Source organism: Arthrobacter sp. P4_F11, from assembly GCF_056401395.1.
On sequence record NZ_JBFUJK010000005.1, the window covers coordinates 1 to 21387 of the forward strand.

A 21387-nucleotide genomic window follows, 5' to 3' on the forward strand; every position below is an offset into this window, starting at 1 on the left:
GGGGTTACGGCGGTCATAGCGTGGGGGAAACGCCCGGTCCCATCCCGAACCCGGAAGCTAAGACCCACAGCGCCGATGGTACTGCACCCGGGAGGGTGTGGGAGAGTAGGTCACCGCCGGAACACCATTAACGGTCGAGGACCCCCACCAACAGGTGGGGGTCCTCCCGCATTTAAACCAAAAAGCCCCGGATGACTCAGGCGGGCAGTTCTGGCATATGCCTAAGAACCATGGAAAAACCTTGGGAATTCCGTTAACCGGTGGAACCTTGGGAATACCTTTAAACGGCCAGCTATTTTGGCCATCGGCATTGAGAGACCGGAATTCACCGGCTAGGGTTTGGATTCCTACGGACCACTAAGGCGCAGGGTGCGTCGACCGGACCTTATAGGAGTCCCGCGATGCGCGTAGATCCTGTTTTCGCCTCGGGCAAGAACGCAACTAAGAGGCATCGTTTGACCCGTTCCTTTGCGGGGCGCCGAGGGATTTCCCTGGCGTCAGTTGTCTTCCTGGTGGCTGCCACAATTTCCCTTATTGCCGGCCCCGCAGAAGCCGCCACGCTGACCTTTTCTACCACGGCTGACGCCGTCGTAAAACGTGACAGTCCCACCATCAACTTCCGCACGGCAACTGGCCTCAAGGCTGATAATTCGCCGGTCGAAATGATCTTCCTCAAACTCACGGTTACCGGCACTGCCGGCAGCACCGTGACCGGCGCCAAGCTCCGGCTGTTCGCTACGGATCCATCCAACTCAGGCGGCCAAGTCCAACGGGTCCTCAACAACTCCTGGAGTGAGAACACGATCACCTTCAACAACGCGCCCGTTGCGGAAACGCCGATTGTGGCGTCGCGCGGCGCTGTTGCGGACAACACCTATGTGGAGTTCGATCTCTTCAGCGCGATTAAGGGTGACGGGACGTATTCGTTCCGCATCAGCAACACATCCTCCGACGGCGTCATTTACAGTTCCAAGGAAACTTCCGTCACCACGCAACGGCCTCGATTGACCGTCACCACAAACGCGACGCCGCCGCCACCTCCTCCGCCGCCGCCGCCACCGCCTCCGCCCCCCGGCGACAACCCCTGCGGCACTGCGACCGCCCCTCCGGCGAAATACGACCACGTCATGTGGGTGCTCTTTGAGAACAAGACCTATTCACAGGTCATCGGGAACGCCAGCGCGCCGTACATGAGCACAAAGGCGACCCAGTGCGCCTCGGTGACCACCTGGAGCGACGCCGGCACGGGATTGCCCTCATTGCCGAGCTATCTGGCCATGACCTCGGGCAGCACGCAGGGCGTCACTTCCGATTCGAGCCCGAGCGGCCTGCCGCCCATTACGGCCGACAACATCTTCCGGCAGGTGCGTACGTCCGGCCAGTCCTACAAGAGCTATATGGAGGACATGCCGTCGAATTGCCGGCTGAGCGCGTCCGGGCTGTATGCCGAGCGGCACAACCCCGAAATCTACTACCAAGGGACGGGGGACAGGGCGGCATGCGCGGTCAACAATGTGCCCCTGGGCACCGTGAGCGCCGGGCAGCTGGCGGGCGACCTCGCCAACAACACTCTGCCGAATTTCTCCGTGGTGGTGCCGAATGTTTGCAATGACATGCATGACTGCAGCGTCGCAACGGGCGACACCTGGCTCTCGCAATGGCTGCCGGTCATCCTAAACAGCCAAAGCTACCGGGCGGGACGCACGGCGATATTCGTGCTTTTTGACGAAGATACTCCGGTACCCAACTTCGTGGTGGCACCATCCGTGGTCCCGGGCACCGTTATCCAGGGCAACTACAGCCACTACTCCCTGCTCCGGACCACCGAAGAAATGCTGGCCATCGGCCTGAAGTTGCAGAACGCCGGCACGGCCCTGAGTTTCCGGTCGCCGCTGCGCATCTAGGCGCTGCGGGTGATTCCCAGCAGAGTCTCGGAAAGCTCCCGGCGCCGGTGGAACGAACTCCCAGTTGCACTCGTTAGAATTCGACGGGGCTGGATTCCCAAAGACCAGCCCACCGCTTCGTTCTAAGGACACCTCAATGCCCGAGCGCACTATCGTCATCACCGGAGCCAGCGACGGCATCGGCGCGTCCGCCGCGCGGACCTTCGCCCGGCAGGGGGAACGTGTGGTCGTCGTCGGGCGTTCCGCGCAAAAGACCGAGGCGATTGCGAACGAAATCGGCGCTGATTTCTTTGTCAGCGACTTCGCCGACCTTGCCCAGGTGCGGACCCTGGCCGCGCAGCTGAAGGAAAAGTACCCGCGGATCGACGTCCTGGCGAACAACGCCGGCGGCATCATGGGGCCCCGTGAGCTCACCGTGGACGGCCACGAGAGAACCTTCCAGGTCAACCATCTGGCTCCGTTCCTGCTCACCACCGAGCTGATCGAGGTGCTGACCGCCAGCCAGGCCACCGTCATCAACACCTCAAGCGTCGCGAATTCGCTCTTCGCCAAGTTCGACATCGACGACCTCGACGCGGCCAAGAGCTACTCCACCAACCGCGCCTACGGCAACGCCAAACTCGCCAACATCCTCTTCACCGCCGAACTGCACAACCGCTACAACACCGAGGGGATCTCGACGGCGGCGTTCCACCCCGGCGGCGTGGCCACCAACTTTGCGGCCGACTCCACAAGCCCCATGCGCCTGGCCTACAAGTCCTTCCTCAAGCGCTTCATGCTGACCCCTGACCAGGGCGCGGACACCCTTGTGTGGCTCGCCAACGCCACCCCGGGCCACGACTGGATCTCCGGCGCCTACTACGCCAAACGGACGCTCTCGAAGGCCAACAAGCAGGCCTACGATGCGGGCCTGGCGAAGGCGCTGTGGCAGCGCAGCGAGGCGATGGTGGCCCAGGACCTCGACAAGCTGGACCAGGGTTCGGATCACGGCGCTTGAGCCTGACCGGAAACAGCGAATTCGTGGGTTAGCATTTTCCTGCCCCTTGCCGATCCGCGGCTGAGGGCTTCTACCTGGGGGAGTGCTCTTAAACGTGCGCCTGAAGAAATTGCTTATCGCGTCCCTGGCGGGTACCGCCGTCGTCCTGAGCGCCACGGCCGTGCCGGCATCCGCCGCGCCGGCGCCGAAGTCGTACAAGAACTGCACGGAGCTGAACAAGGTGTACCCGCACGGCGTCGGCAAGAAGGGCGCCCGGGACAAGACCAGCGGAAAGCCGGTCACCACGTTCCGCGTCGACAACACCCTGTACAACCTCAACGACGGCGGTTTCCGCCAGTACGATCTCGACCGTGACAACGACGGCATCGCCTGCGAAAAGCGCTGATCGGACCAGTCGGGATCCTCGCCAACGGCGGGGATCCCGACTGCTTTAACCGGCTACTTGAAACGGCGACGGCTTTTGACCGGCCACGGCGCTTGGGGCAGGAGGGGGACGGCTGCTGCCCGGCGCCGCCGGGCTCCCACCTACTGCGCGGCGTCGACCTTGTCCAGGGCGTTCAGGGCACTCTCCATGGTCCCGGCCAGGTGGCTGGCGGGGGCCGGCTTGGCGAACAGGTAGCCCTGCAGGGAGTCGCAGCCGCGGTCCATCAGGTATTTGGCCTGCGCGGGCGTCTCGATGCCTTCCGCCGTGACTTTCAGGCCGAGGGCATGCGCTGCGCTGATCATGGTGGCGAAGAACGGGAGCTGTTCCTGGCCGGTCTTGATCATGGCCACGAAGGAGCGGTCGATCTTGACCTTGTCCAGGGGCAGTTCCTGGAGCCGGCCGAGCGTGGAATACCCGGTGCCGCAGTCGTCCATGGCAATCCGGACACCGGCGCCGCGCAGCTGCCGCAGCTGGCCCAGCACGTCCGAGGAGGCGTCGAAGAACACGCTCTCCGTCAGCTCAAGCGTGAGCTGGCGCGGGTCAACGCCCGTGGACGCGGCAATCGCGAGCACGTCCGCGGCGAAGTCCCGGTGCTGGAACTGCAGGCCCGAGACGTTCACGGCGACGCTGTAGGCAGGATCGCCGGCCAGCCAGGGCCGGATCTCGGCGCAGGCGCGGCGCAGGACCTCGTCGCCGATCTCGCGGATCAGGCCGCTCTGCTCCGCGACGGGCAGGAACTGGTTTGGCGGCACCAGCCGCCCGTGCCGTTCCCACCGCGCGAACGCCTCGAACTGCACCACCGAACCGATGCCGGGAGAGACCACGGGCTGGTAGTGCACCGAGATCTGGCCCAGTTCGACGGCGCGCCGCAGCCCGGAATCGCCGTCGGCCTTGTGGGCCGCGGTGTTCAGCATCTCCGGCCTGAACCGCATCCAGTTGTTCTTCCCGGCAGCCTTCGCGGCGGTCATGGCGGCGTCGGCCTGCCGCAGCAGTTCCGCGCCGTCCAGCATCTGCCCCGACTTCGACGCCAGTCCCATGCTGACGCCGGGCCGGACCATGGAGCCGCCCACGCGCAGGGGGGCGTAGAGGGACTCGGCGATCCGTTTGGCCACCGCGTCCGCGTTCAGGCATTCGGTGAGCAGCACCGCGAACTCGTCGCCGCCGAGCCGGGCCACCGTGTCATGCGGGCGGACGCAGTTGCGCAGCCTGGATGCCACCTCCACCAGCAGTTCATCGGCCGCGGAGCGTCCCAGCACGTCATTGAGGTGCTTGAAGTCATCGAGATTCAGCAGCAGGATGTCCACCGGATCCGGGCGGCGCAGGGCCGCGGCGAGCCGCTCATTGAAGAGGGGGCCGTTGGGCAGCGCCGTCAAGGGGTCGCGGAGCGAGCCCGCCTTGAGTTCGTCGTCGTGCTCGGCAAACGCCGCAGGAGCGGCCGCCGCTGGACCTCCGGAAAGAGAAGCTCCCGCTGCACCAGAAGTACGACGGCGGGCAAAGTCGCCGCTGAGGGTGCGCCCGGCGCCCGGGTTCCGCCCTGCGGCGCCGCGGATGGAGAGGGCCACGGACGTTCCGGCGTCGGCTCCTCCGGCCAGGGCGGGGACCAGCGAGCACGTGATCTCAACGGAGAGTTCGGTGCCGTCGGCGCGGCGGCCCGAGCCGGCGAACGGGGAGCCGGGGGACGGGGAGCCGGCGGACGGCGAACCAGGGCTTGCGGCCTTGGCCAGCCCGGCCAGGACGCCGTGGAATTCCTCCCGCGAGGCCTCGGCCAGGAGCATGCTGTGGTCCGCGCCGAGCAGCTGCGCCCGGGGGTAGCCGAAGAGCCGTTCCGCGGCCGCATTGAGGAAGGAAATGGCTCCGTCCTGGGCGACCAGCAAAAGTGCGTCCGGGCTGTACTCCAGCAGTTGTTGTGCGAAACCAGCTTCCACGATGTCTAACAGCCCCCCGGCGATGAGTACGGATAGCGGGCACCTTGCGGAGAGCAGGCGCACCGCCGTTCCGCGGCCGAATTCACGAAGGCGATGGTCCCGTCCGCGGTCAGCAGCAGAAACGCATCAGGACCCTGCTCCAGCAGGTCTTCACCAAATCCAGTTCCCACGACGATACCGGCCCCCAAGCGACGGAAGTTCATTGAGCGATGATGTTCCCGGCCGAGGTGCCCGGAGCAATGCGTTTCACTGAATCATAGGGTCCTTCGGTCCCGTGTCCAGCACATTGGGCACGGAACTTTGCGGGTCACCGGTTGCCGGGTACCCGATCGCCCCGCAGCGCGGCGATGGCCAGGGCCGCCCGGTCCAGCGCGGGCTGGAGTGTGGCCTCCGGCTGGGGGCCCGAAAACAGGAAACCCTGCAGGGAATCGCAGTGCAGACTCATCAGGTAGCGGGCCTGGGCGGCCGTTTCCACGCCCTCCGCGGTGACGGTCAGCCCCAGTCCGTGGGCCATCCCGATCATGGCGTTGAGGATGGGGAGCTGCTCGGTGCCGGTGTTGATCATGGACACAAACGACTGGTCGATCTTCAGCGTGTCCACGGGCAGGCCCTGCAGGCGTCCCAGGGAGGAGAAGCCGGTGCCGAAGTCGTCCAGCGCCACGCGGGCGCCGGCCGCGCGCAGGGTCATGAGCTGCTGGATGACGTGGCAGTCGTCCTCGAAGAAGACGCTCTCCGTGACCTCCAGGATCAGCTGGCGCGGGTCCACGCCACAGGATTCCGTCACGGCCATCACCAGCTCGGCGAAGTCCCCGTGCTGCAGCTGGACGCCGGAGACGTTCACGGCCAGGGACCGGGTGGAGTCCTCGTCCAGCCAGGGCTTGAGTTCCGTGCAGCCGCGCAGCAGCACCTCGGTGCCGATCTCGACAATGAGTCCGCTGCGTTCCGCCGCCGGAATGAAATGCTTGGGCGGAACGAGCGCGCCGTCGCGCACCCAGCGGGCCAGGGCCTCGACCTTAGTGACGGTCCCGCTGCCGGCGGAGACGATCGGCTGGTAGTGGACGGCGATCTGTCCGCTGTCCACGGCGCGCCGCAGGCCGGCCTCGAGGTCATTGCGGTCCACGAGGGCCTTCATCATCTCCGGCTTGAAGCGCATGTACCGGTTCTTCCCGGCGGTCTTCGCGGCGTACATTGCGACGTCGGCACGGCGCAGGAGCTCGGAGGCGTCCACTTTGGACTCGCCGATCGAGGCGAGCCCCAGGCTGAGGCTGGGCCGCAGCATGGTGCCGTCGATCCACACGGGGACGCGCAGCGAGTCGACGATCCGGGCGGCGACCGCCTCGGGCTCCAGCGAGTCGAGCAGGAGGACCACGAACTCGTCGCCGCCCAGCCGGGCCACGATGTCACTCGGGCGCACGCACGCGCGCAGGCGCCGGCCGACCTCAATGAGCATCTGGTCCCCGGCGTGGTGGCCGAGGATGTCGTTGACTTCCTTGAAGTCGTCCAGGTCCAGGAGCAGGACGTCGACGGCGCCGCCGTGCTGGTCCGCCAGGGCGCTGGCGAGGCGGTCGTTGAACAGCTGGCGGTTGGACAGCCCGGTCAATCCGTCCCGGAAGGCCAGCGCCTTCAGCTGTGCGGACTGTGCGGCGAGGTCGGCCATGGCCCGGGTGATCCGGTCCTGGGCAACCTTGGCCGCGGTAACATCCCGGAAGCTCCAGACCCGTCCGACCACCTGGTCCGCGACTTTCTGCGGGCGGGAATAGCGTTCAAAGGTCCGGCCGTCGCGGAATTCCAGGATGTCGTGGCTTTCCGCCGCGGGATCGGCGTAGAGGGCCTCGACCTTCTCGACGAACTGGGCCGGATCCCGCAACTGGTCCAGGACGAAGGCCATGACCGCCTCGTCCTCCCCGGTGGCCAGCATCTCCCGGGGAATGCCCCACATGGTGACGAACTGATTGTTGACGCCGGCGATCTCGCCGTCGCTGCTGACCACCAGGATGCCGTCTGCGGTGGATTCGAGCGTCGCGCTCAGCAGCGACATGGCCTCGCGGAGGCTGTCATCGTTCTCCGGCCGGTGCGAGGTGTCCCGGACCGCGGCGATCATGCTCGCGGAACCATTACCAGTCCCGTCCCGGGCGCCTGTACCGGTGAAGAAAATAGATCCGGCCACCTCGGCCTGGAACTCCGTACCGTCCCGCCGCACCCCGTAGGCCTCCACGGGCGCAGTGTCAGTGTCAGTTCCGGCGGCAGCGGCGTCGCCGTCGGTGTGGGCGCCGCGGCGGAGGTTGAAGAACAGCCGCTCAAGGCCGTTCCGGAACCCCTCGGCCAGGAGCATGCGGTGGTCCGAGCCCACGAGTTCCCCGCGGGCGTACCCGAACATGCGCTCCGCGGCGGTGTTGACCATCCTGATGGTCCCGTCCTCGGCCACCACCAGCAGGGCATCGGGGCTGGACTCCACCAGGTCCCCGTAGCCCGGGACCGCGGCGGATACTGTCTTGGGGACTGTCTTGGGGACTGGGCCGGGGGCTTCCTCCGGGTACGACGACGCCGTCACCCGGCTACCGCCGTGCGAACCTGAGACCACCAACGAGACATTTAGAACCCTCCCATCGGGAAATCATAGGCGTCGGAAGCCTCCCTTGGGTGTCAAGAGGGTGTCAACACGTGGGCGGGGCCGGATCCGTGCCCGTGGCGCAGGACCAACCGCCCAGTTGCGCTATCACCTAGGGTGCTTAAAACCCCGGTTTGGCAGCCCTAAGTGATAGGGCAACGCGGGGGGAGCGGCCCACCTGGGACTCTCGAATCGCGGCCTTGTAGTGGCCCACGAGTTCGGCGCCGAGCACGGACCACGTCCGGCCCTGGACCGAGGCGTGCGCGGCCGCGGCGAACGCGCGGCGCTTGGCGTCGTCGCCCATCAGGTCCATTACCCGGGCGCGGAACCCGGCCAGGTCGCCGGGCTCGTACAGCCAGCCGGTCCGGGAGTTCTCCACGAGGTCCAGCGGGCCGCCGCGGCCCGTGGCCACCACCGGCACCCTGGACGCCATCGCCTCCTGGATGGTCTGGCAAAAGGTCTCGAACTCGCCGGGATGGACGAAGAGATCGAACGAGGCCACTGCCCGGGCGAGGTGGTCGCCGCCGAGGAAACCGGTGAAGACCGCCTGCGGCAGGGCAGCTTCCAGGGCGGGCCGCTGGGGCCCGTCGCCAATGATCACCAGCCGGGTCCCGGGAACATCCGCCAGCACCGCCAAATCCTCCACCTGCTTCTCGGCCGCCAGCCGGCCCACGTAGCCGATGATGCGCTCGCCGCCGGGCGCCACGGAAGCCCGCCAGCCGGCGTCGCGCTTCGCTGGGTTGAACCGCTGGGTGTCCACGCCGCGCCGCCACATGTCCACGCGCGGAATGCCGCGGCCGCGGAGCTGGTTGAGCGCGAAAGTGGAAGGAACCAGGGTGCGCGAGACCAGCAGGTGGATCTGGTCCACCCGGTTCCAAGCCCAGTTCTCCAGGAAGTGGACGCCGTAGCGGCCCGCATAGCCGGGCACCTCGGTCTGGTAAATGGCGACCGTGGGGATGCCGAGCTGGTGGGCGGCCTGCGCTGCCCGCCAGCCGAGCACGAACGGGGACGCGAGGTGCACGACGTCGGGCGCGTAGTCGGCAAGGATTCGCTTGACCCGATACACACCGCCCATCGCCACCCGCAGATTCGCGTAGCCGGCCAGCGGGAGCGAGGGGAGCCGGAGGACGCGGGCGCCATAGACCTCGTCCGATGCATCCGTATCCTGCGTGGACGGCGCGATCACCAGCACCTCGTCCCCGCGCTCCTGCAGATGCTCCAGCACGCGCAGGATGGAGTGGGTGACCCCGTTCATGAGCGGCAGGAATGATTCGGCGACGATTGCGATCCTCACCCCTCCACGGTGCGGGCGGCGGTTTGCGGCGCGGGGGAGCAGGCGTGGCCGGGAGGGGAAGAGTGGGTTAACAGGCGGGCGAACTCAGGAGGGAACGCCACAGGGCGCGCAGAAAGGCGGGCGGTTGCCGGGAACTAGTCGGGCACCCTTACGTGGGCGCAGTTCAGCGCGGCCATGCGTCCACGGCGCAAACCCCACGAAGCAGAGGTGCCGGATGGCATGACGAAAGTCGAGCTACAGCGGGTCGGGCCAGTTGCCGACCGGGAAGCGGGCACGGATGCCGGAAACCGGACCGCAACGCGCACGCTTGTTGCCTTCCATCAGAAATACCTCCAGAGGCTACGGAACTTCAGAATACGCCCGTCGCCTCCTACCGTCCAGAGGGTCAATCGGCCTTGAGGACATCCGGAAGTTCGTCCACAAACACCGTCTGCGGCGGCTCAAAATAGATGACCAGTACCTGCTCGCCCACGGCGAAAACGCTGGTCTTGTCGAAGGGGTGCGCGTGGAACGCACTGGTTCCGCCGCGGACCGGCAGCATGACCTCGCCGATGGTGCCCGGACCGATCCGTCCGGTGACGCGGCCGATCTTTCCGGTCAGGCTCCGGTCAACATCCTTATGCATCAGAACCCCAGCACATCAGAATCCCAGTACATCAGATCCTCCGGTTCCCCGCGCGCATTCCCGCCCCTACGCCTCAGGCGCCTTCGCAGGCCGTTTCCCGCCATCCCGGGTGTTTTTGAGGGCCGTGGAGAGCGCCGGGAGGTAGTCGCCCACCTGTGCCAAAATACCCCCGATCATCCGGTTGACCCCTTCGCCGCCGTTGAGGACGGTCATCTGGCCGACGTGTGCAAAGGGTTCGGCGGCCGCCGCCACGATCGCCGGCATGTTCTCGGCGAGCTGCTGGGAGATGACGGCGTCCTGGTTGGTGCCCAGTGCTTCGGCGCGGGCCTTGATGCCTTCTGCCTCGGCCAGTGCCTTGGCCTTGATGGCGGAGGCGGCGGCATCGCCGCGGGCCTTCGTGGCGGCGGCCTCGGCCTCGCCGGTGACCTTGGTGGCCCCAGCCGCTGCTGCTGCCGCCGTCGCGTTCGCCTGCGCCTGCACCTCGGTCCGCCGGGCGTTGGCCTGGGCCTCGAGCTCGGTGCGCCGGGCCAGCGCCTCGGCCGCGCTGATGTCCGCCGATTTCTGGCCTTCCGCGTCGGTGCGCTTGGCGTACGCCCTCGCGTCGGCGGGCTTGCGGACGGTGGTCTGCAGTTTCTGTTCCTCCCGGTCGGCCTCGAGCTTGGCCACCTCGGTTTCCTGGACCACCACCTGCTGGCGGGCCGTCGCGTCGGCCAGCGGCCCGGCCTGGGCCGCGTTCGCCTTGGCGCGCTCGGCGTTGGCCTGCGCCTCGGACTGCCGGATCGCGGACAGGCTCCGGGCGTCGGCAATCAAGGCCTCGGCCTCCGCTTCCTTTTCCGCCGCCTCGCGGTTCCGGGTGGCCTCTGCGATGCGGGCCTCCATCTTGACCATGGCGATGTGCGGCTTGGCGATGTTCTGGATGTAGCCCGTGGGGTCCTGGAGGTCCTTGATCTGCAGCGAATCGACGACGAGACCCAGCTTCTCCATTTCGACGCCGCTGGCGCTGCGGACCTGGGAGGCCAGCTTGTCGCGCTCGCGGATGATTTCCTCGACCGTCATGCTGCCGATGATCGAGCGCAGGTGGCCTTCAAAGACGTTGTATACCTGGCTTTCCATCTTGGGCTGCTGGCCCAGGAAGCGCCGCGCGGCGTTGGCAATGAACGGCGGGGCGTCGCCGATCTTGTAGATGACCACGCCGTCGACAATCACCTGGATGCCCTGGGAGGTGACGCAGGAGACCTTGAGTTCGGTTTCGTTCAGCGTCAGGGACAGCGGCCGCACCGTCTGCAGGCCCGGCAGCACCAGGGCCCCCTTGCCCGTGACGATCTTGAAGTCCATCCCTTCACGGGTTTCCAGCGTGCCGCGCGTCAGCCCGGAGATGATGAGGGCCTCGTTCGGTTCCGCCACCTTCCACATCAGTTTTGTTGCCACCCAGATGACGCCGACGACGGCGACCGCCCCCAGGATGATCGAAATGAGCGGATACAAAAATGACAAGTCCGGCATAACCAGGTCCTTTCACGGCGGTGGAAAAGATATTAAGCAAAGCCCCAAACGATGCTGCTGGTAGTCCCCGGCCGGCCTGGAGGCAGGAATTCCCACGCCGCCCAGCCAGCTGTTGTACACAGTCTGTGGTGCTTCCGGCCGGGAGTCCAGCAATTCGACAATGTCCGGGCATACGCCCAAGTCCCGCCGGTGCCTAAAGCCCCTGTTGGGAGCCTCCGCCGCCGTGCCAGCGTGGAAGAGGGTGCGGGCGTTGAAGGGCGGACGAGCGCGCGTGCCTGAGTGAGCGGGGAACGGCGGAGGCCATGAGTGCCTGCCCGTGAAAGGGGTGATGGGTGATGCTCGGCTCTCCCCCCGGGACGACACGGACGGCCGGGATCGCGTGGGACATCTGGCGGGCCGGTCGGGCAAGCCAGGATAAGATCGACCGCCGGCAGCGCGACCGGCTCGCCGCGCTGGTTGAGTGCGCACGGTCCTCCTCGCCCTTCTACCGCAGGCTGTACCGGGACGTCCCGGACACGGTCCCGGACTCAGCCACGGACCGGGCCAAGGACCGGGCCCAGGACCTGGGCAGGTATTTAGGGGAGCTGCCTCCGGTGGGCAAGCGCGAGCTCATGGAGAACTTCGATGACTGGGTGACCGATCCCCACGTCACGCTCGCTGGGCTGAAGCACGACCTGCTCGATGACCCGTCGCGGATCGGCGGCCTCTACCGCGGACAGTACCTCGTGGTGACGACGTCGGGGTCCACCGGTGAACCCGCGGTCCTGGTCCATGACCGGACCTCGCAGCTGGTGGCCAGTTTCCTGGGCCCGATCCGCGAACGGCGGACCCTGATGGCGGCCAAGGAGGCGCGGGCTTTCCTGCACCGGGGGCTGCGGGCCGCGGCGCTGATCGCGGACGGAGACCACTTTGCCGGCATCGTGCTGACCGAATCCGCGCGGCGGCACAGCCCCCGCATCGCCCGCCGGGTGCGCGTATTCTCCGTGCTCCGGCCGTTCCCGGACCTCGTGGCGGACCTCAACGACTTCCAGCCGACAGTGCTTTACGGGTATCCGAGCGCCATGGTGCAACTGGCCGCCGAACAGAGGGCGGGACGTCTACGGATTCATCCGCTCCTGGCGGTCGCGTCCGGGGAGAGCCTGGCAGCCCACGCCGCGGCCGAGATCGAGGCGGCCCTCGGCTGCCGGGTTACTGAACGATACCTTGCCTCCGAGGCGCTCGCCCTGACCAGCCGTTGCCGGCAGGGGCTGCTGCACGTCAATGCGGACTGGAACATCGTGGAGCCGGTGGACGACGCCTTCCGGCCCGTCCCGCCCGGCGAACTCTCCCACACGGTGCTGGTCACCAACCTGGCCAACCGGGTCCAGCCGCTCATCCGGTACAACCTGGGCGACCGGGTGCAGCTGGCTGCCGGCCCGTGCGCCTGTGGCAGCCCGTTTCCCACGCTGCGGGTCGAGGGCCGCAGCGGCGGCGTGCTGAGCTTCGCTGCCGCCGACGGGGCAAGGTCGGAAGGGACAAGGTTGGAAGGGACAGGATCGGACGGGACAGGGTCGGACAGGACAGGGTCGGACGGGGCAGTGCCGGCCGGCAAAGTGGTCACCGTGTTGCCGTTGGCGCTGGGCACGGTGATCGAGGAGACCGCCGGCGTCCGCCGGTTCCAGGCGATCCGCACCGGGCCGCGCTCGCTCACCGTGCGGCTCGAGCTCTGGCCGGATGCCGCGACGACGGCCGTGCGGACGGCGGTGGGGGAGCGCCTGGGTGCGTTCTTCGCGGCCCAGGGCGCCGCCGGCGTCGACGTCCGCTTTAGCGATGAGCCGCCCCGGCCGGACCGCAGCGGCAAGTTCCGCGAGGTGTGGTCCGCCTGAGCCGGCTGCTGCTGTCGCGGCTGTTAGGGCTGTTAGTGCTGTTCCAGGATCCGCCGGGCGTCCTGCTGGGCCTGGAGCTGCTCCGGGGTCACGGACTGTCCGGTCAGGAACCCGGCGGCGGCCATGATCCGGCGCAGCTCCGCGACGCTGCGCGGCGTCCGTACCCCGTGGTGCGCCATGGCGTGGCAGTTGGCGCAGAGCGGGACGAGGTCTGTGATGGGGTCAAGTTCATACCCGCTGCCCAGCTGTGATGCCGGGACCAGGTGGTGGACCGGGATGAAGTCCTTGCCGATCTCGCCGTAGGCGATTTCAAACGAGAATCCGCACGCGGCGCAGCTGGTCCCGTGGTGGGCGACGCAGACCCGCCGGGCGTCCGGACTGTGTTCGTACTTGTTTACTTCGACCCGGGTGACCGCCGCCGCGGGGACGGTGCCGGGCACGGGCTGGGTGGGGTCAGCCGGCAACGGTCCAAACTCACCCCAGAGGCCGCGGAGCAGGGGCTCGACGGCGGGGTCGACGGCCAGCGCGGGGCCGTGAAGGGCTTCCCAGTCGATCCCTGGCACGGCCTCGGCGAGGACCCCGGTCGGGATCTGGTCGCCGGCGGGCAGGAGGGCGTCGAAGTCCACCTGGAGGTAGAGCGGGGATGCGCTCTGCGTGCCGGCCGGTGCGCCGGCCCGGGCGCCGGCCCGGGCGGCGCTCGCGGAGTCCGGTGCCTGGGCGCGGAGAGCCTGCCGTTCCGAGACGATAACGCCGTGGCCGATCAGACCGCGTCCGTGGCGGCCCTGGAGCACCAGCCACGCGTCCGTGCCGGCGGCGTTGCCGGCGTCGCTGTCGAGAGACGTCCCGACGTCCCAGCTGGCCAGGTGCCGGCCGGTTTCGGCGACCTCGTCCAGCACGGCCGGGTAGATCCAATCGTTCCATTCGTCGGGGTCCCAGACGAGGATGATTGCTGTCATCTGCCCATTGTCGCAGTGCCCGGACTGCCTGCGGCATTGTTGAGCGGCCCGGTCGGCCCGGTCATGCACGTGGCGTTGAGGGTGTCCTCCGCGATGGACTCCATCTGGTGCAGAATGTGGGTGTCCCCGCGTGGGAGCGGTTCCGGCGGGTAGGCCACGGCCATGGTGAGCTGCCGGGTTCCGTCCGCGCTGGTCATGGTGATGGTGCCGTAGCCGGGCACGTCGCCGGGATGGCCGTAGTAGAAGTCGTTGGTGCACAAATCGTTCCAGCGGACCACGCCGAGTCCGTACCTGGCGTAGAGCGGGCTCTCCATTTGCGTGATCGTGGCCGGCTTGAGCAGCTTGTTCTGCAACAGCGCCCGGTAGAACGTATTCACGTCCGCCACGGAGGACACCATGCCGCCCGCGGCGTTGTCGATCTGGGCGGCCGGATAGGTGACGTCCAGTTGTTTGCGGTCCAGCGCGATGTAGCCGTGGACCATGGACGACGGCGCCGGCCCGGCCGCCGTCATCAAGGTCTCACTCAGGCCCAGCGGCTCGATGATGTCGGTGCTGATCACCTCGCCGATCCGCCGGCCGCTGAGGCGCTCGACGATCAGCGCCAGGGCAATGTAATTCGAGTTGGAGTATTCAAATCCCTGGGCCAGCTTCGCCTGCCAGGAGATCCGCCCCGCCATGGCCAGCAGATCCGCCAGGCTCACCTTGGTGGTCAGGGCTTCGCGCACCGTGGCCGGATCGAACAACGGCCCGTCCACCGACGGCATGCCGGAGCGGTGCTGCAGCAGCTGGCGGACGGTGACCGGTCCCGGCGGGTGCATCACCTTGTTGAACTCCGGCAGGTAGGTGCTGACCGGCGCATCCAGGTCCAGCCGGCCCTCCTCGGCCAGTTTGAGCACGCAGACGGCCACCATGGACTTGGTGACCCCGCCGATGTGCACCGGGTCCGTTATCTCGGCCCGGGACGGGCTGTTCAGGTTTCGGACCCCGTAGGCCGCGGACCACTCGTCCCCGCCCACGCGGACCTGGATGAGGACGGCCGGGGCGCCGTCGTCGAGCAATCTCCTGCCGAACTGTTCGAGCACGGCCCGGTAGCCGGAATCGGGCGACACCGGCGCCGGCGGTTTCGGCCCGGGGACGCAGCCGCCGAGGGCGGCCGTAAGCACGACGGCGAGGATTGCGGCCGTGAGCCGGCGGGATTTTGCGCGGATCCAGACCATCGGCATGAGGGTCCTTCTTGCAGGTCGGGAGTGCAGTCAGGGCAGGAGAATGCCCCCAGCCAGGCACAGTCCTAATGCTTGTGATGGTCCTCAGGCAGACATCAGCCGACCAGAGCCATAAGTCACGGGTATGGATTCGACGTTGCCTGCGACATTCCGAGATCGCGGGCAACCGGCGCAGCGGGCTCAAAGCCTTCGACCATCCGTATAGTCCCGGCCCGGCACTGGAGCTATTCGGTCCGTCTTGGTAGCTTCAACGCATGGCCATCAAACTTGAAAACGTCGGTATTGCGGTTCGGGACCTCGAAGCAACAATCGCCTTTTTCACCGACCTCGGTCTCACCGTCGTCGGCCGTGATACCGTCAGCGGCGAGTGGACCGACACTGCCGTCGGACTGGACGGCAACCACGCCAAGATTGCGATGCTCCAGACCCCGGACGGTCATGGCCGACTTGAGCTCTTCGAATACATCCACCCTCAAGCGATCGAGTCGAACCCAACCCGTCCCAACGACATCGGAATGCACCGCGTGGCCTTCTCGGTCGACGACATCGACAAGGCCCTTGAAGTAGCTGCGAAGCACGGATGCCGTCCGCTACGGGGTGTGGCGACCTACGGTGACGTCTACAAACTCACCTACCTCCGAGGTCCCAGCGGAATCCTCGTGATGCTCGCCGAGAAACTGAAAAAAGACTGACACCCGGATCGGCCCGAGCAGGGGCGTGAAGGGATCAGAAGATGCGCCGATCCGGAAAGACTGCATCATGGGCGGTCCCGCCGGCCCTGCGTGGCTACAGGATCGAGTGGCTGCGCCACGACGTGGTGGCCGGCGCCGCGCTCTTCGCGATCTTGGTCCCCGCTGGCATGGCGTACGCCCAGGCCGCCGGCCTTCCACCGGTGACCGGCCTGTACGCGACGGTAGTGCCCCTGCTTGTCTACGCGGCGGTCGGGCCATCGCGTGTGCTGGTGCTGGGCCCGGATTCCGCGCTCGCTCCGATGATCGTGGCAGCCTTGATTCCCCTGGCCGCGGATAACGAGCAGAAATCCGTGGCCCTGGCCGGTCTCCTCGCCATACTGATTGGCGGCATCTTGCTGCTCGGCTCAGTGCTGAGGTTGGGAATCGTCACTGGACTGCTGTCGAAGCCCATCCGGCTCGGCTATCTCAACGGCATCGCCTTGCTGGTGGCCGTGTCCCAACTTCCCACCCTCCTGGGGATCTCCGTGGAAGGCGGTACACCCTGGGAAAAACTCATCGCCGCCGCGCCGAAGGTGCTTGCCGGCGAGACCAATTTGACGGCACTGCTGCTCGGCTTGGTCTCGCTGGCGCTCATCTGGGTTCCCCGCCGGCTGAAATGGAAGGTTCCGGGCGTGCTCATTGCGGTGGTTGTGTCCTGCCTCGCCGTGGCAGCGCTGGGACTCCAAGAGCGTTTGACGGTCACAGGTGCCCTCCCGCAGGGGCTCCCTGCACCGGCCCTGGGCGGAATTGGCTGGGCCGACGTCCTGACACTGCTGCCCGCTGCCGCCGCAATCGCCCTCATCGTCTTCGTTGATACCGGAACCCTGGCCCAATCCCTGGCGGCCGCAGAGGGCGGCAGGGTATCCGGCAACCACGAAATGGCAGCCTTGGGCGCGGCGAACGCTGCCACCGGGCTGCTCGGCGGCTTCCCGGTGTCGGCCAGCACGTCCCGCACGCCGGTGGCAGTCGAGTCCGGGGCGAAATCCCAGCTCACGGGGGCCGTGGGCGCCGTCCTGGTGCTCGGCTTCATGCTCGTGGCGCCCGGCGTCACCGAGTTCCTGCCGGCCACAACCCTTGCCGCCATTGTCATCGCCGCAGCCGCCGCAATAGCCGACCCGGCCGGTGTGCGACGGCTCATCGGCATGAGCCGCAGTGAATCGTTGGTGATGCTCGCGGCCTTCCTGGGGGTGACCATACTGGGCGTCCTCCCGGGCATCGCCGTTGCCATCGGCTTGGCAATTCTGGACTTCCTGCGGCAGGCCTGGGACCCCTACCGTGCTGAACTGGTGGACGTGCCCGGGATCCCGGGGTACCACGACGTGAGCCGTCATCCGGAAGGGGACCGCATCCCCGGCCTGTTGATCCTGCGCTTCGACGCACCGCTGTTCTTCGGCAACGGCGCCTTGCTGGGGTCCTTCGTGCGCAACGAACTGGACCAGGCGGGGGACGGCATAGAACGCGTGGTGCTGGCGGCAGAACCAGTGACGGGAATCGACACGACTGCACTGGACGAGTTGGTGCAGCTTGACGAATGGCTGGACCGGCACGGCGTGGACCTGGTGTTCGCCGAGCTCAAAGACCCGGTCAAAGACAGATTGTTGCAGTACGGCATGGGCGCGCGCTTCTCTCCCGAACATTTCTACCCAACTGTGAGCGAAGCAGTGAGGGCGTTCCAACGGGAGAAAAGGGAGGGGTAGGGAACGGTTGTCCCCGGTCATCAGCCAGTTCGGTCACGGGCTCAGCCGACGGCGCGTGCGCCTAGAGGCGCACCCGCCACCGCAGGATGGTCGCGGTGCAGGTTTCCGAGGGCTGAGGCGCCCTGCGGCGACCCCAGCTCCTCGAAGAACTCCACGTTGGCGCGCACGTAATCCGCCCACTCATCCGGGACATCGTCCGAGTAATAGATCGCCTCGACCGGGCAGACGGGATCGCAGGCGCCGCAGTCCACGCATTCGGACGGGTGGATGTAGAGCGAGCGTTCACCCTCATAGATGCAGTCCACCGGGCATTCGTCGATGCAGGCCTTGTCTTTGACGTCCACACAGGGCTGGGCGATCACGTACGTCATGGCTGGCTACACACCCGTGTAGACGGTCTTCCCCCACGTGAAGAAGTCCAGTGCGGACTTCCCCTGTTCGCGGAACGTGTTGGTGGAGGAGTCCTTGACGCCGCCGAACGGCACATTCAGGTCCAGGCCCGCCGTCGGACGGTTGACCTTGATGACCCCGGCCTGGGCGCGGGCGGCGAAGTCCGTGGAGAACGCCAGGGAGTCGGTGCAGATGCCGGCGGTCAGGCCGTAGCGGGAGTCGTTGATCGCGGCGAGCCCGGCCTCGTAGTCCGGGACCTCGAGGACGGCCACGACGGGTCCGAAGATCTCTTCGGTCACGGCGGCGTCGTCGAAGGGCAGGTCCGTGAGGATGGCGGCCGGGAAGAGGAAGCCGGTGTCCGTGCCGCCGTCGTACTCGCCGTGCAGCAGCGTGGCGCCGCGTTCGACGGCGGTGCGTACCGCGGCCTGGTTCTGTTCGAACTGCTGGCTGCTCACCACGGCGCCCATCTTTGCGGCTTCGAGGCCGTCGCCGGCGGTGTACTGCGCGGCTTCCTCGGTGAGAGCCGCCAGGAATTCCTCGCGGATGCCGGGCGTGACGTAGACGCGGGACGTGGCGGTGCAGGCCTGGCCGGTGAGGCCGAACGCGCCGGCCGCCACCACCTGGGCAGCCTTGCGGGGATCGGCGTCGTCCAGGACCAGCACCCCGTTCTTGCCGCCCATTTCCAGCTGGACCCGGGCGCGGCGGGCGTTGAGGATCTCCTGCAACCCGAGCCCGACGTTGGTGGAGCCGGTGAAGGACAACCCGGCGATGCGGGGATCGCGGGCCAGGGCGTCGCCCACCACGCGGCCCTTGCCGTGGACCACGTTGAACACGCCGGCGGGCAGCCCGGCGTCCTGCAGGGCGCGGGCCAGGTGCGTGGCGGAGAGCGGCGTGAGCTCGGCCGGCTTGATGACCACGGCGTTGCCGCTGATCAGCGCCGGCGCGGACTTCCAGGCCGGGATGGCGATGGGGAAGTTCCACGGCGTGATGAGCCCGACGACGCCGAGCGCCTCGCGGCGGGTGGTGATGGTGGTGTCCGGCAGGCCGCTGGGCAGCACCTCGCCGGTGGCGGCCCAGCCGAGGGAACCGAAGAAACGCAGCACGTCGGAGGCGCGCTTGACCTCGCCCTTGGCCTCGGCGAGGGTCTTGCCCTCTTCACGGACGAGGTCCTCGGCGATGGCGGCCTGGCGCTCCAGGAGCAGGTTGCCGGCGGCCATCAGGATGGCGCCGCGGGACGGGGCGGGCATGGCTGCCCAGGCCGGCTGCGCGGCGGCGGCGGCGGTGATGGCGGCGTCGACGTCGGCTGCGGTGCCGCTGGGGGAGAGGGCGGCGAGCTCGCCCGGGCGGGCCGGGTTCATCCGCTCGGTGTCCGCCCCGCCGAGCCATTCGCCGTTGATCAGGTGCCGGGCGGTGAGGAGGTCCCGGGCTGTTGCGGTTGAGGTGTCTGTGTCGGTGGAAGTCATGGTGATCCTTCGTGAGAGTCGGAGCAGGGTGTGTGCTGAGTTTTCAGCGCCTGTGGCTAGAGCCCGCGGATCAGGCCGCCGTCGCAGCGCAGTGCCACGCCGGTGATGTAGGAGGCCGGCGCGCTGCAGAGAAACGCCGCGGCGGCGCCGAATTCCTCGGGTTCGCCGTAGCGCCGGGCGGGGATGGTCTTGCGGGATTCGAGCTGGATTTCCTCGGGCGTGGTGCCGCGCCGTTTGGCGGCGGCCTGGTCCAGTTCCGCGACCCGGTCCGTGGCGATGCGTCCGGGAAGGAGCATGTTGACCGTGACGGCGTCCAGCGCCACCTCGGCGGCGAGGGTCTTGAGGTAGCCGGCCAGCGCCGCGCGGCCGGTGTTGGACACGGCCAGGTTCGGCAGTGGTGCCACGACGCCGCTCGACCCGACGGCCAGGATCCGGCCCCAGCGCCGTTCCCGCATGCCCGGCAGGATGTGCGAGACCAGGGCGTGATGCGGTTTGACGAGTTGTTCGAACGCCGCGGCGATGTCGTCCGCGCCGAGCGTGGCGGCCGCGCCGGGCTTCGGCCCGGGACCGTTGAGGACCAGGATGTCGATGGGCCCGAGTTCCGCGACTGTCTGCTCGACGGCGGCGGCCACGCCTTCGGCGGTGCTGAGGTCCGCTTCGATGGCGACGGCGCCCGGTCCGTAGGCGTCCGTCAGTTCGGCCACGATCTCCTTGGCGCGGACTTCGCGCCGGCCGGTGATGGCCACCCGGACGCCTTCGGCGGCGAGGGCCCGGGCGATGGCGAGGCCCAGGCCGCCGGTCGAGGCGGCCACAAAGGCGGTCTTTCCGCTGATTCCGAAATCCATCAGTTCCTCCCCGCCGTGGTCAGCACGGCGGCCGGGTTCGGGCCGAGGGCCTTGGCGGCCTCGGCCAGGTGGGTGCGCAGCCCGGTCCGGAGAACCTCCGGGAACGGCGCGGCCGGTGCCCGGACGCCGGCGTCGGCAATGAGTCCGCGCTGGTGCAGGCATTCCTTGCGGATCGCCAGCGCGATTTTCGCCTGCTGCTCGAAGTTGATCAGCGGCAGGTAGGGCAGCAGGGCATCGCGGGCGGCCTCGTAGCCGTCTTTCTGCCAGGCCTGCACGCAGGCGATGAGCGCTTCCGGGTAGGAGAAACCGGTCATCGCCCCCGCGGCGCCTGCCATGAGCTCGTCCAGCAGCCCCTGGCCGCCGAGGCCGCCGAAGACAGAGACGTCGAGGGCTGCGGTGAGGTGCCCGATCGCCACGGACGTGGGCGGGGCCTCGGCCTTGACCGCGGTGACGAAGCCGCAGGCCTGCACCACGGCAATGAGCGCCTCGGTGCTGATGTGGACGCCGCTGGCCAGCGGGTAGTCCTGCAGCACCACGTTGGCGCCGGTGGACTGGTGGATGGCGTTCAGGTGCGCGATGACCACACCGGGGTTGGCGGAGTTTGCCTGGACCATGACGGCCGACAGCCGGTCCCCGGTGGCGGCCTGGATGGAACGGATTTCATCGACGGCCGTGCCGGTGAAGAGGGAAGTCACCCCCACCACGAGGGGCAGGCGCGTTTCCTCCACGACCACTTCCAGGACCAGGCTGCGCTCGGCCGCCGTCAGGGCCGCGGCCTCGCCGAACACGCCCAGGACCGTGAGTCCCGTGGCGCCGATCGACTCGTAGTAGCCCACAAGCCCGGCCAGGCTGTCCGTGTCGACATCCAGGGTGCTGCCCTGGAACGGTGTGGCGACGACGCCCCACACGCCGGGTGTCAGTGACTCCCGCATTGGTT

17 protein-coding genes and 1 rRNA gene are annotated in these 21387 nt (G+C 67.8%); 7 read left to right on the forward strand and 11 right to left on the reverse strand.

The window, feature by feature from the left end; all coding sequences use genetic code 11:
• Positions 1-5 precede the first annotated feature (5 nt).
• The 4 genes from rrf to AC1DRO_RS07155 all read left to right on the forward strand — a co-directional run bounded on the left by rrf (position 6) and on the right by AC1DRO_RS07155 (position 3286).
• A 5S ribosomal RNA gene (gene rrf, locus AC1DRO_RS07140) occupies positions 6-122 on the forward strand.
• Positions 123-401: 279 nt separating this feature from the next.
• Complete coding sequence (locus AC1DRO_RS07145; protein ID WP_476950331.1) at positions 402-1904, forward strand: CBM96 family carbohydrate-binding protein; 1503 nt, start codon at positions 402-404, stop codon at positions 1902-1904.
• 136 nt (positions 1905-2040) lie between these two features.
• On the forward strand, positions 2041-2901 hold the full coding sequence (locus tag AC1DRO_RS07150) for an SDR family NAD(P)-dependent oxidoreductase (RefSeq protein ID WP_028277282.1): 861 nt from the start codon (positions 2041-2043) through the stop codon (positions 2899-2901).
• 94 nt (positions 2902-2995) lie between these two features.
• Complete coding sequence (locus tag AC1DRO_RS07155; protein WP_476950332.1) at positions 2996-3286, forward strand: excalibur calcium-binding domain-containing protein; 291 nt, start codon at positions 2996-2998, stop codon at positions 3284-3286.
• A gap of 140 nt (positions 3287-3426) precedes the next feature.
• On the opposite strand, the gene AC1DRO_RS07160 is transcribed toward AC1DRO_RS07155, so the two are convergent.
• From AC1DRO_RS07160 to AC1DRO_RS07180, 5 genes are all read right to left on the reverse strand, one after another.
• Positions 3427-5250: a putative bifunctional diguanylate cyclase/phosphodiesterase gene (locus AC1DRO_RS07160; RefSeq protein WP_476950333.1), complete on the reverse strand. Its 1824-nt coding sequence runs from the start codon at positions 5248-5250 to the stop codon at positions 3427-3429.
• 307 nt (positions 5251-5557) lie between these two features.
• Positions 5558-7831, reverse strand: a complete 2274-nt coding sequence (locus AC1DRO_RS07165) for a putative bifunctional diguanylate cyclase/phosphodiesterase (protein WP_476950334.1) — start codon at positions 7829-7831, stop codon at positions 5558-5560.
• A gap of 148 nt (positions 7832-7979) precedes the next feature.
• The gene (locus tag AC1DRO_RS07170) at positions 7980-9152 is read right to left on the reverse strand and encodes a glycosyltransferase family 4 protein (RefSeq protein ID WP_476950335.1); all 1173 of its coding nucleotides are present in this window, start codon (positions 9150-9152) and stop codon (positions 7980-7982) included.
• Positions 9153-9537: 385 nt separating this feature from the next.
• Positions 9538-9777, reverse strand: a complete 240-nt coding sequence (locus AC1DRO_RS07175) for a hypothetical protein (protein ID WP_143264731.1) — start codon at positions 9775-9777, stop codon at positions 9538-9540.
• A 66-nt stretch (positions 9778-9843) separates the two neighbouring features.
• Entirely contained in the window at positions 9844-11280 is a 1437-nt protein-coding gene (locus AC1DRO_RS07180; RefSeq protein ID WP_079553343.1) for a flotillin family protein, read from the reverse strand.
• 335 nt (positions 11281-11615) lie between these two features.
• Here AC1DRO_RS07180 and AC1DRO_RS07185 point away from each other — a divergent pair, with 335 nt between their 5' ends.
• Positions 11616-13145, forward strand: a complete 1530-nt coding sequence (locus tag AC1DRO_RS07185; protein WP_476950336.1) for a phenylacetate--CoA ligase family protein — start codon at positions 11616-11618, stop codon at positions 13143-13145.
• 32 nt (positions 13146-13177) lie between these two features.
• Here the strand turns inward: AC1DRO_RS07185 and AC1DRO_RS07190 are convergent, their stop codons facing one another.
• Both AC1DRO_RS07190 and AC1DRO_RS07195 read right to left on the reverse strand, forming a co-directional pair.
• The gene (locus AC1DRO_RS07190) at positions 13178-14101 is read right to left on the reverse strand and encodes an HNH endonuclease (protein WP_476950337.1); all 924 of its coding nucleotides are present in this window, start codon (positions 14099-14101) and stop codon (positions 13178-13180) included.
• Positions 14098-15324 (reverse strand): serine hydrolase domain-containing protein, encoded by a 1227-nt coding sequence (locus AC1DRO_RS07195; RefSeq protein WP_476950338.1) that lies wholly within the window; start codon positions 15322-15324, stop codon positions 14098-14100. Before AC1DRO_RS07195 ends, AC1DRO_RS07190 begins: the two co-directional genes overlap by 4 nt.
• Positions 15325-15578: 254 nt before the next feature.
• Between AC1DRO_RS07195 and AC1DRO_RS07200 the strand changes: the two genes are divergently transcribed.
• Positions 15579-16016, forward strand: a complete 438-nt coding sequence (locus AC1DRO_RS07200) for a VOC family protein (protein WP_476950339.1) — start codon at positions 15579-15581, stop codon at positions 16014-16016.
• 41 nt (positions 16017-16057) lie between these two features.
• Positions 16058-17752 carry a SulP family inorganic anion transporter gene (locus AC1DRO_RS07205; RefSeq protein ID WP_476950340.1) on the forward strand — a complete coding sequence of 565 codons (1695 nt, stop codon included), beginning with the start codon at positions 16058-16060 and terminating at the stop codon, positions 17750-17752.
• A 41-nt stretch (positions 17753-17793) separates the two neighbouring features.
• Here AC1DRO_RS07205 and fdxA read toward each other — a convergent pair whose 3' ends face one another.
• Genes fdxA through AC1DRO_RS07225 form a run of 4 tightly spaced genes read right to left on the reverse strand, consistent with a single transcriptional unit; the run spans position 17794 to position 21382 of the window.
• A complete protein-coding gene (gene fdxA, locus AC1DRO_RS07210; protein WP_476950341.1) occupies positions 17794-18123 on the reverse strand; it encodes a ferredoxin in 330 nt (109 codons plus the stop codon).
• Positions 18124-18129: 6 nt separating this feature from the next.
• Entirely contained in the window at positions 18130-19605 is a 1476-nt protein-coding gene (locus AC1DRO_RS07215; RefSeq protein ID WP_476950342.1) for an aldehyde dehydrogenase family protein, read from the reverse strand.
• A gap of 56 nt (positions 19606-19661) precedes the next feature.
• Positions 19662-20450, reverse strand: coding sequence for an SDR family oxidoreductase (locus AC1DRO_RS07220; RefSeq protein WP_223915886.1), 789 nt, complete (start codon positions 20448-20450; stop codon positions 19662-19664).
• Positions 20450-21382, reverse strand: coding sequence for a dihydrodipicolinate synthase family protein (locus tag AC1DRO_RS07225; protein WP_476950343.1), 933 nt, complete (start codon positions 21380-21382; stop codon positions 20450-20452). The genes AC1DRO_RS07220 and AC1DRO_RS07225 overlap by 1 nt, the downstream gene beginning before the upstream one ends.
• Between the last annotated feature and the right edge of the window lie 5 nt (positions 21383-21387).

What these genes read in the sequence shown, in the direction of transcription:
- AC1DRO_RS07145 (WP_476950331.1), top strand. Translation starts at nt 402, where the DNA reads ATGCGCGTAGATCCTGTTTTCGCCTCGGGCAAGAACGCAACTAAGAGG.
- AC1DRO_RS07150 (WP_028277282.1), top strand. Translation starts at nt 2,041, where the DNA reads ATGCCCGAGCGCACTATCGTCATCACCGGAGCCAGCGACGGCATCGGC.
- AC1DRO_RS07175 (WP_143264731.1), bottom strand. Translation starts at nt 9,777, where the DNA reads ATGCATAAGGATGTTGACCGGAGCCTGACCGGAAAGATCGGCCGCGTC.
- AC1DRO_RS07180 (WP_079553343.1), bottom strand. Translation starts at nt 11,280, where the DNA reads ATGCCGGACTTGTCATTTTTGTATCCGCTCATTTCGATCATCCTGGGG.
- AC1DRO_RS07185 (WP_476950336.1), top strand. Translation starts at nt 11,616, where the DNA reads ATGCTCGGCTCTCCCCCCGGGACGACACGGACGGCCGGGATCGCGTGG.
- AC1DRO_RS07190 (WP_476950337.1), bottom strand. Translation starts at nt 14,101, where the DNA reads ATGACAGCAATCATCCTCGTCTGGGACCCCGACGAATGGAACGATTGG.
- AC1DRO_RS07195 (WP_476950338.1), bottom strand. Translation starts at nt 15,324, where the DNA reads ATGCCGATGGTCTGGATCCGCGCAAAATCCCGCCGGCTCACGGCCGCA.
- AC1DRO_RS07200 (WP_476950339.1), top strand. Translation starts at nt 15,579, where the DNA reads ATGGCCATCAAACTTGAAAACGTCGGTATTGCGGTTCGGGACCTCGAA.
- AC1DRO_RS07205 (WP_476950340.1), top strand. Translation starts at nt 16,058, where the DNA reads ATGCGCCGATCCGGAAAGACTGCATCATGGGCGGTCCCGCCGGCCCTG.
- fdxA (WP_476950341.1), bottom strand. Translation starts at nt 18,123, where the DNA reads ATGACGTACGTGATCGCCCAGCCCTGTGTGGACGTCAAAGACAAGGCC.
- AC1DRO_RS07215 (WP_476950342.1), bottom strand. Translation starts at nt 19,605, where the DNA reads ATGACTTCCACCGACACAGACACCTCAACCGCAACAGCCCGGGACCTC.
- AC1DRO_RS07220 (WP_223915886.1), bottom strand. Translation starts at nt 20,450, where the DNA reads ATGGATTTCGGAATCAGCGGAAAGACCGCCTTTGTGGCCGCCTCGACC.
- AC1DRO_RS07225 (WP_476950343.1), bottom strand. Translation starts at nt 21,382, where the DNA reads ATGCGGGAGTCACTGACACCCGGCGTGTGGGGCGTCGTCGCCACACCG.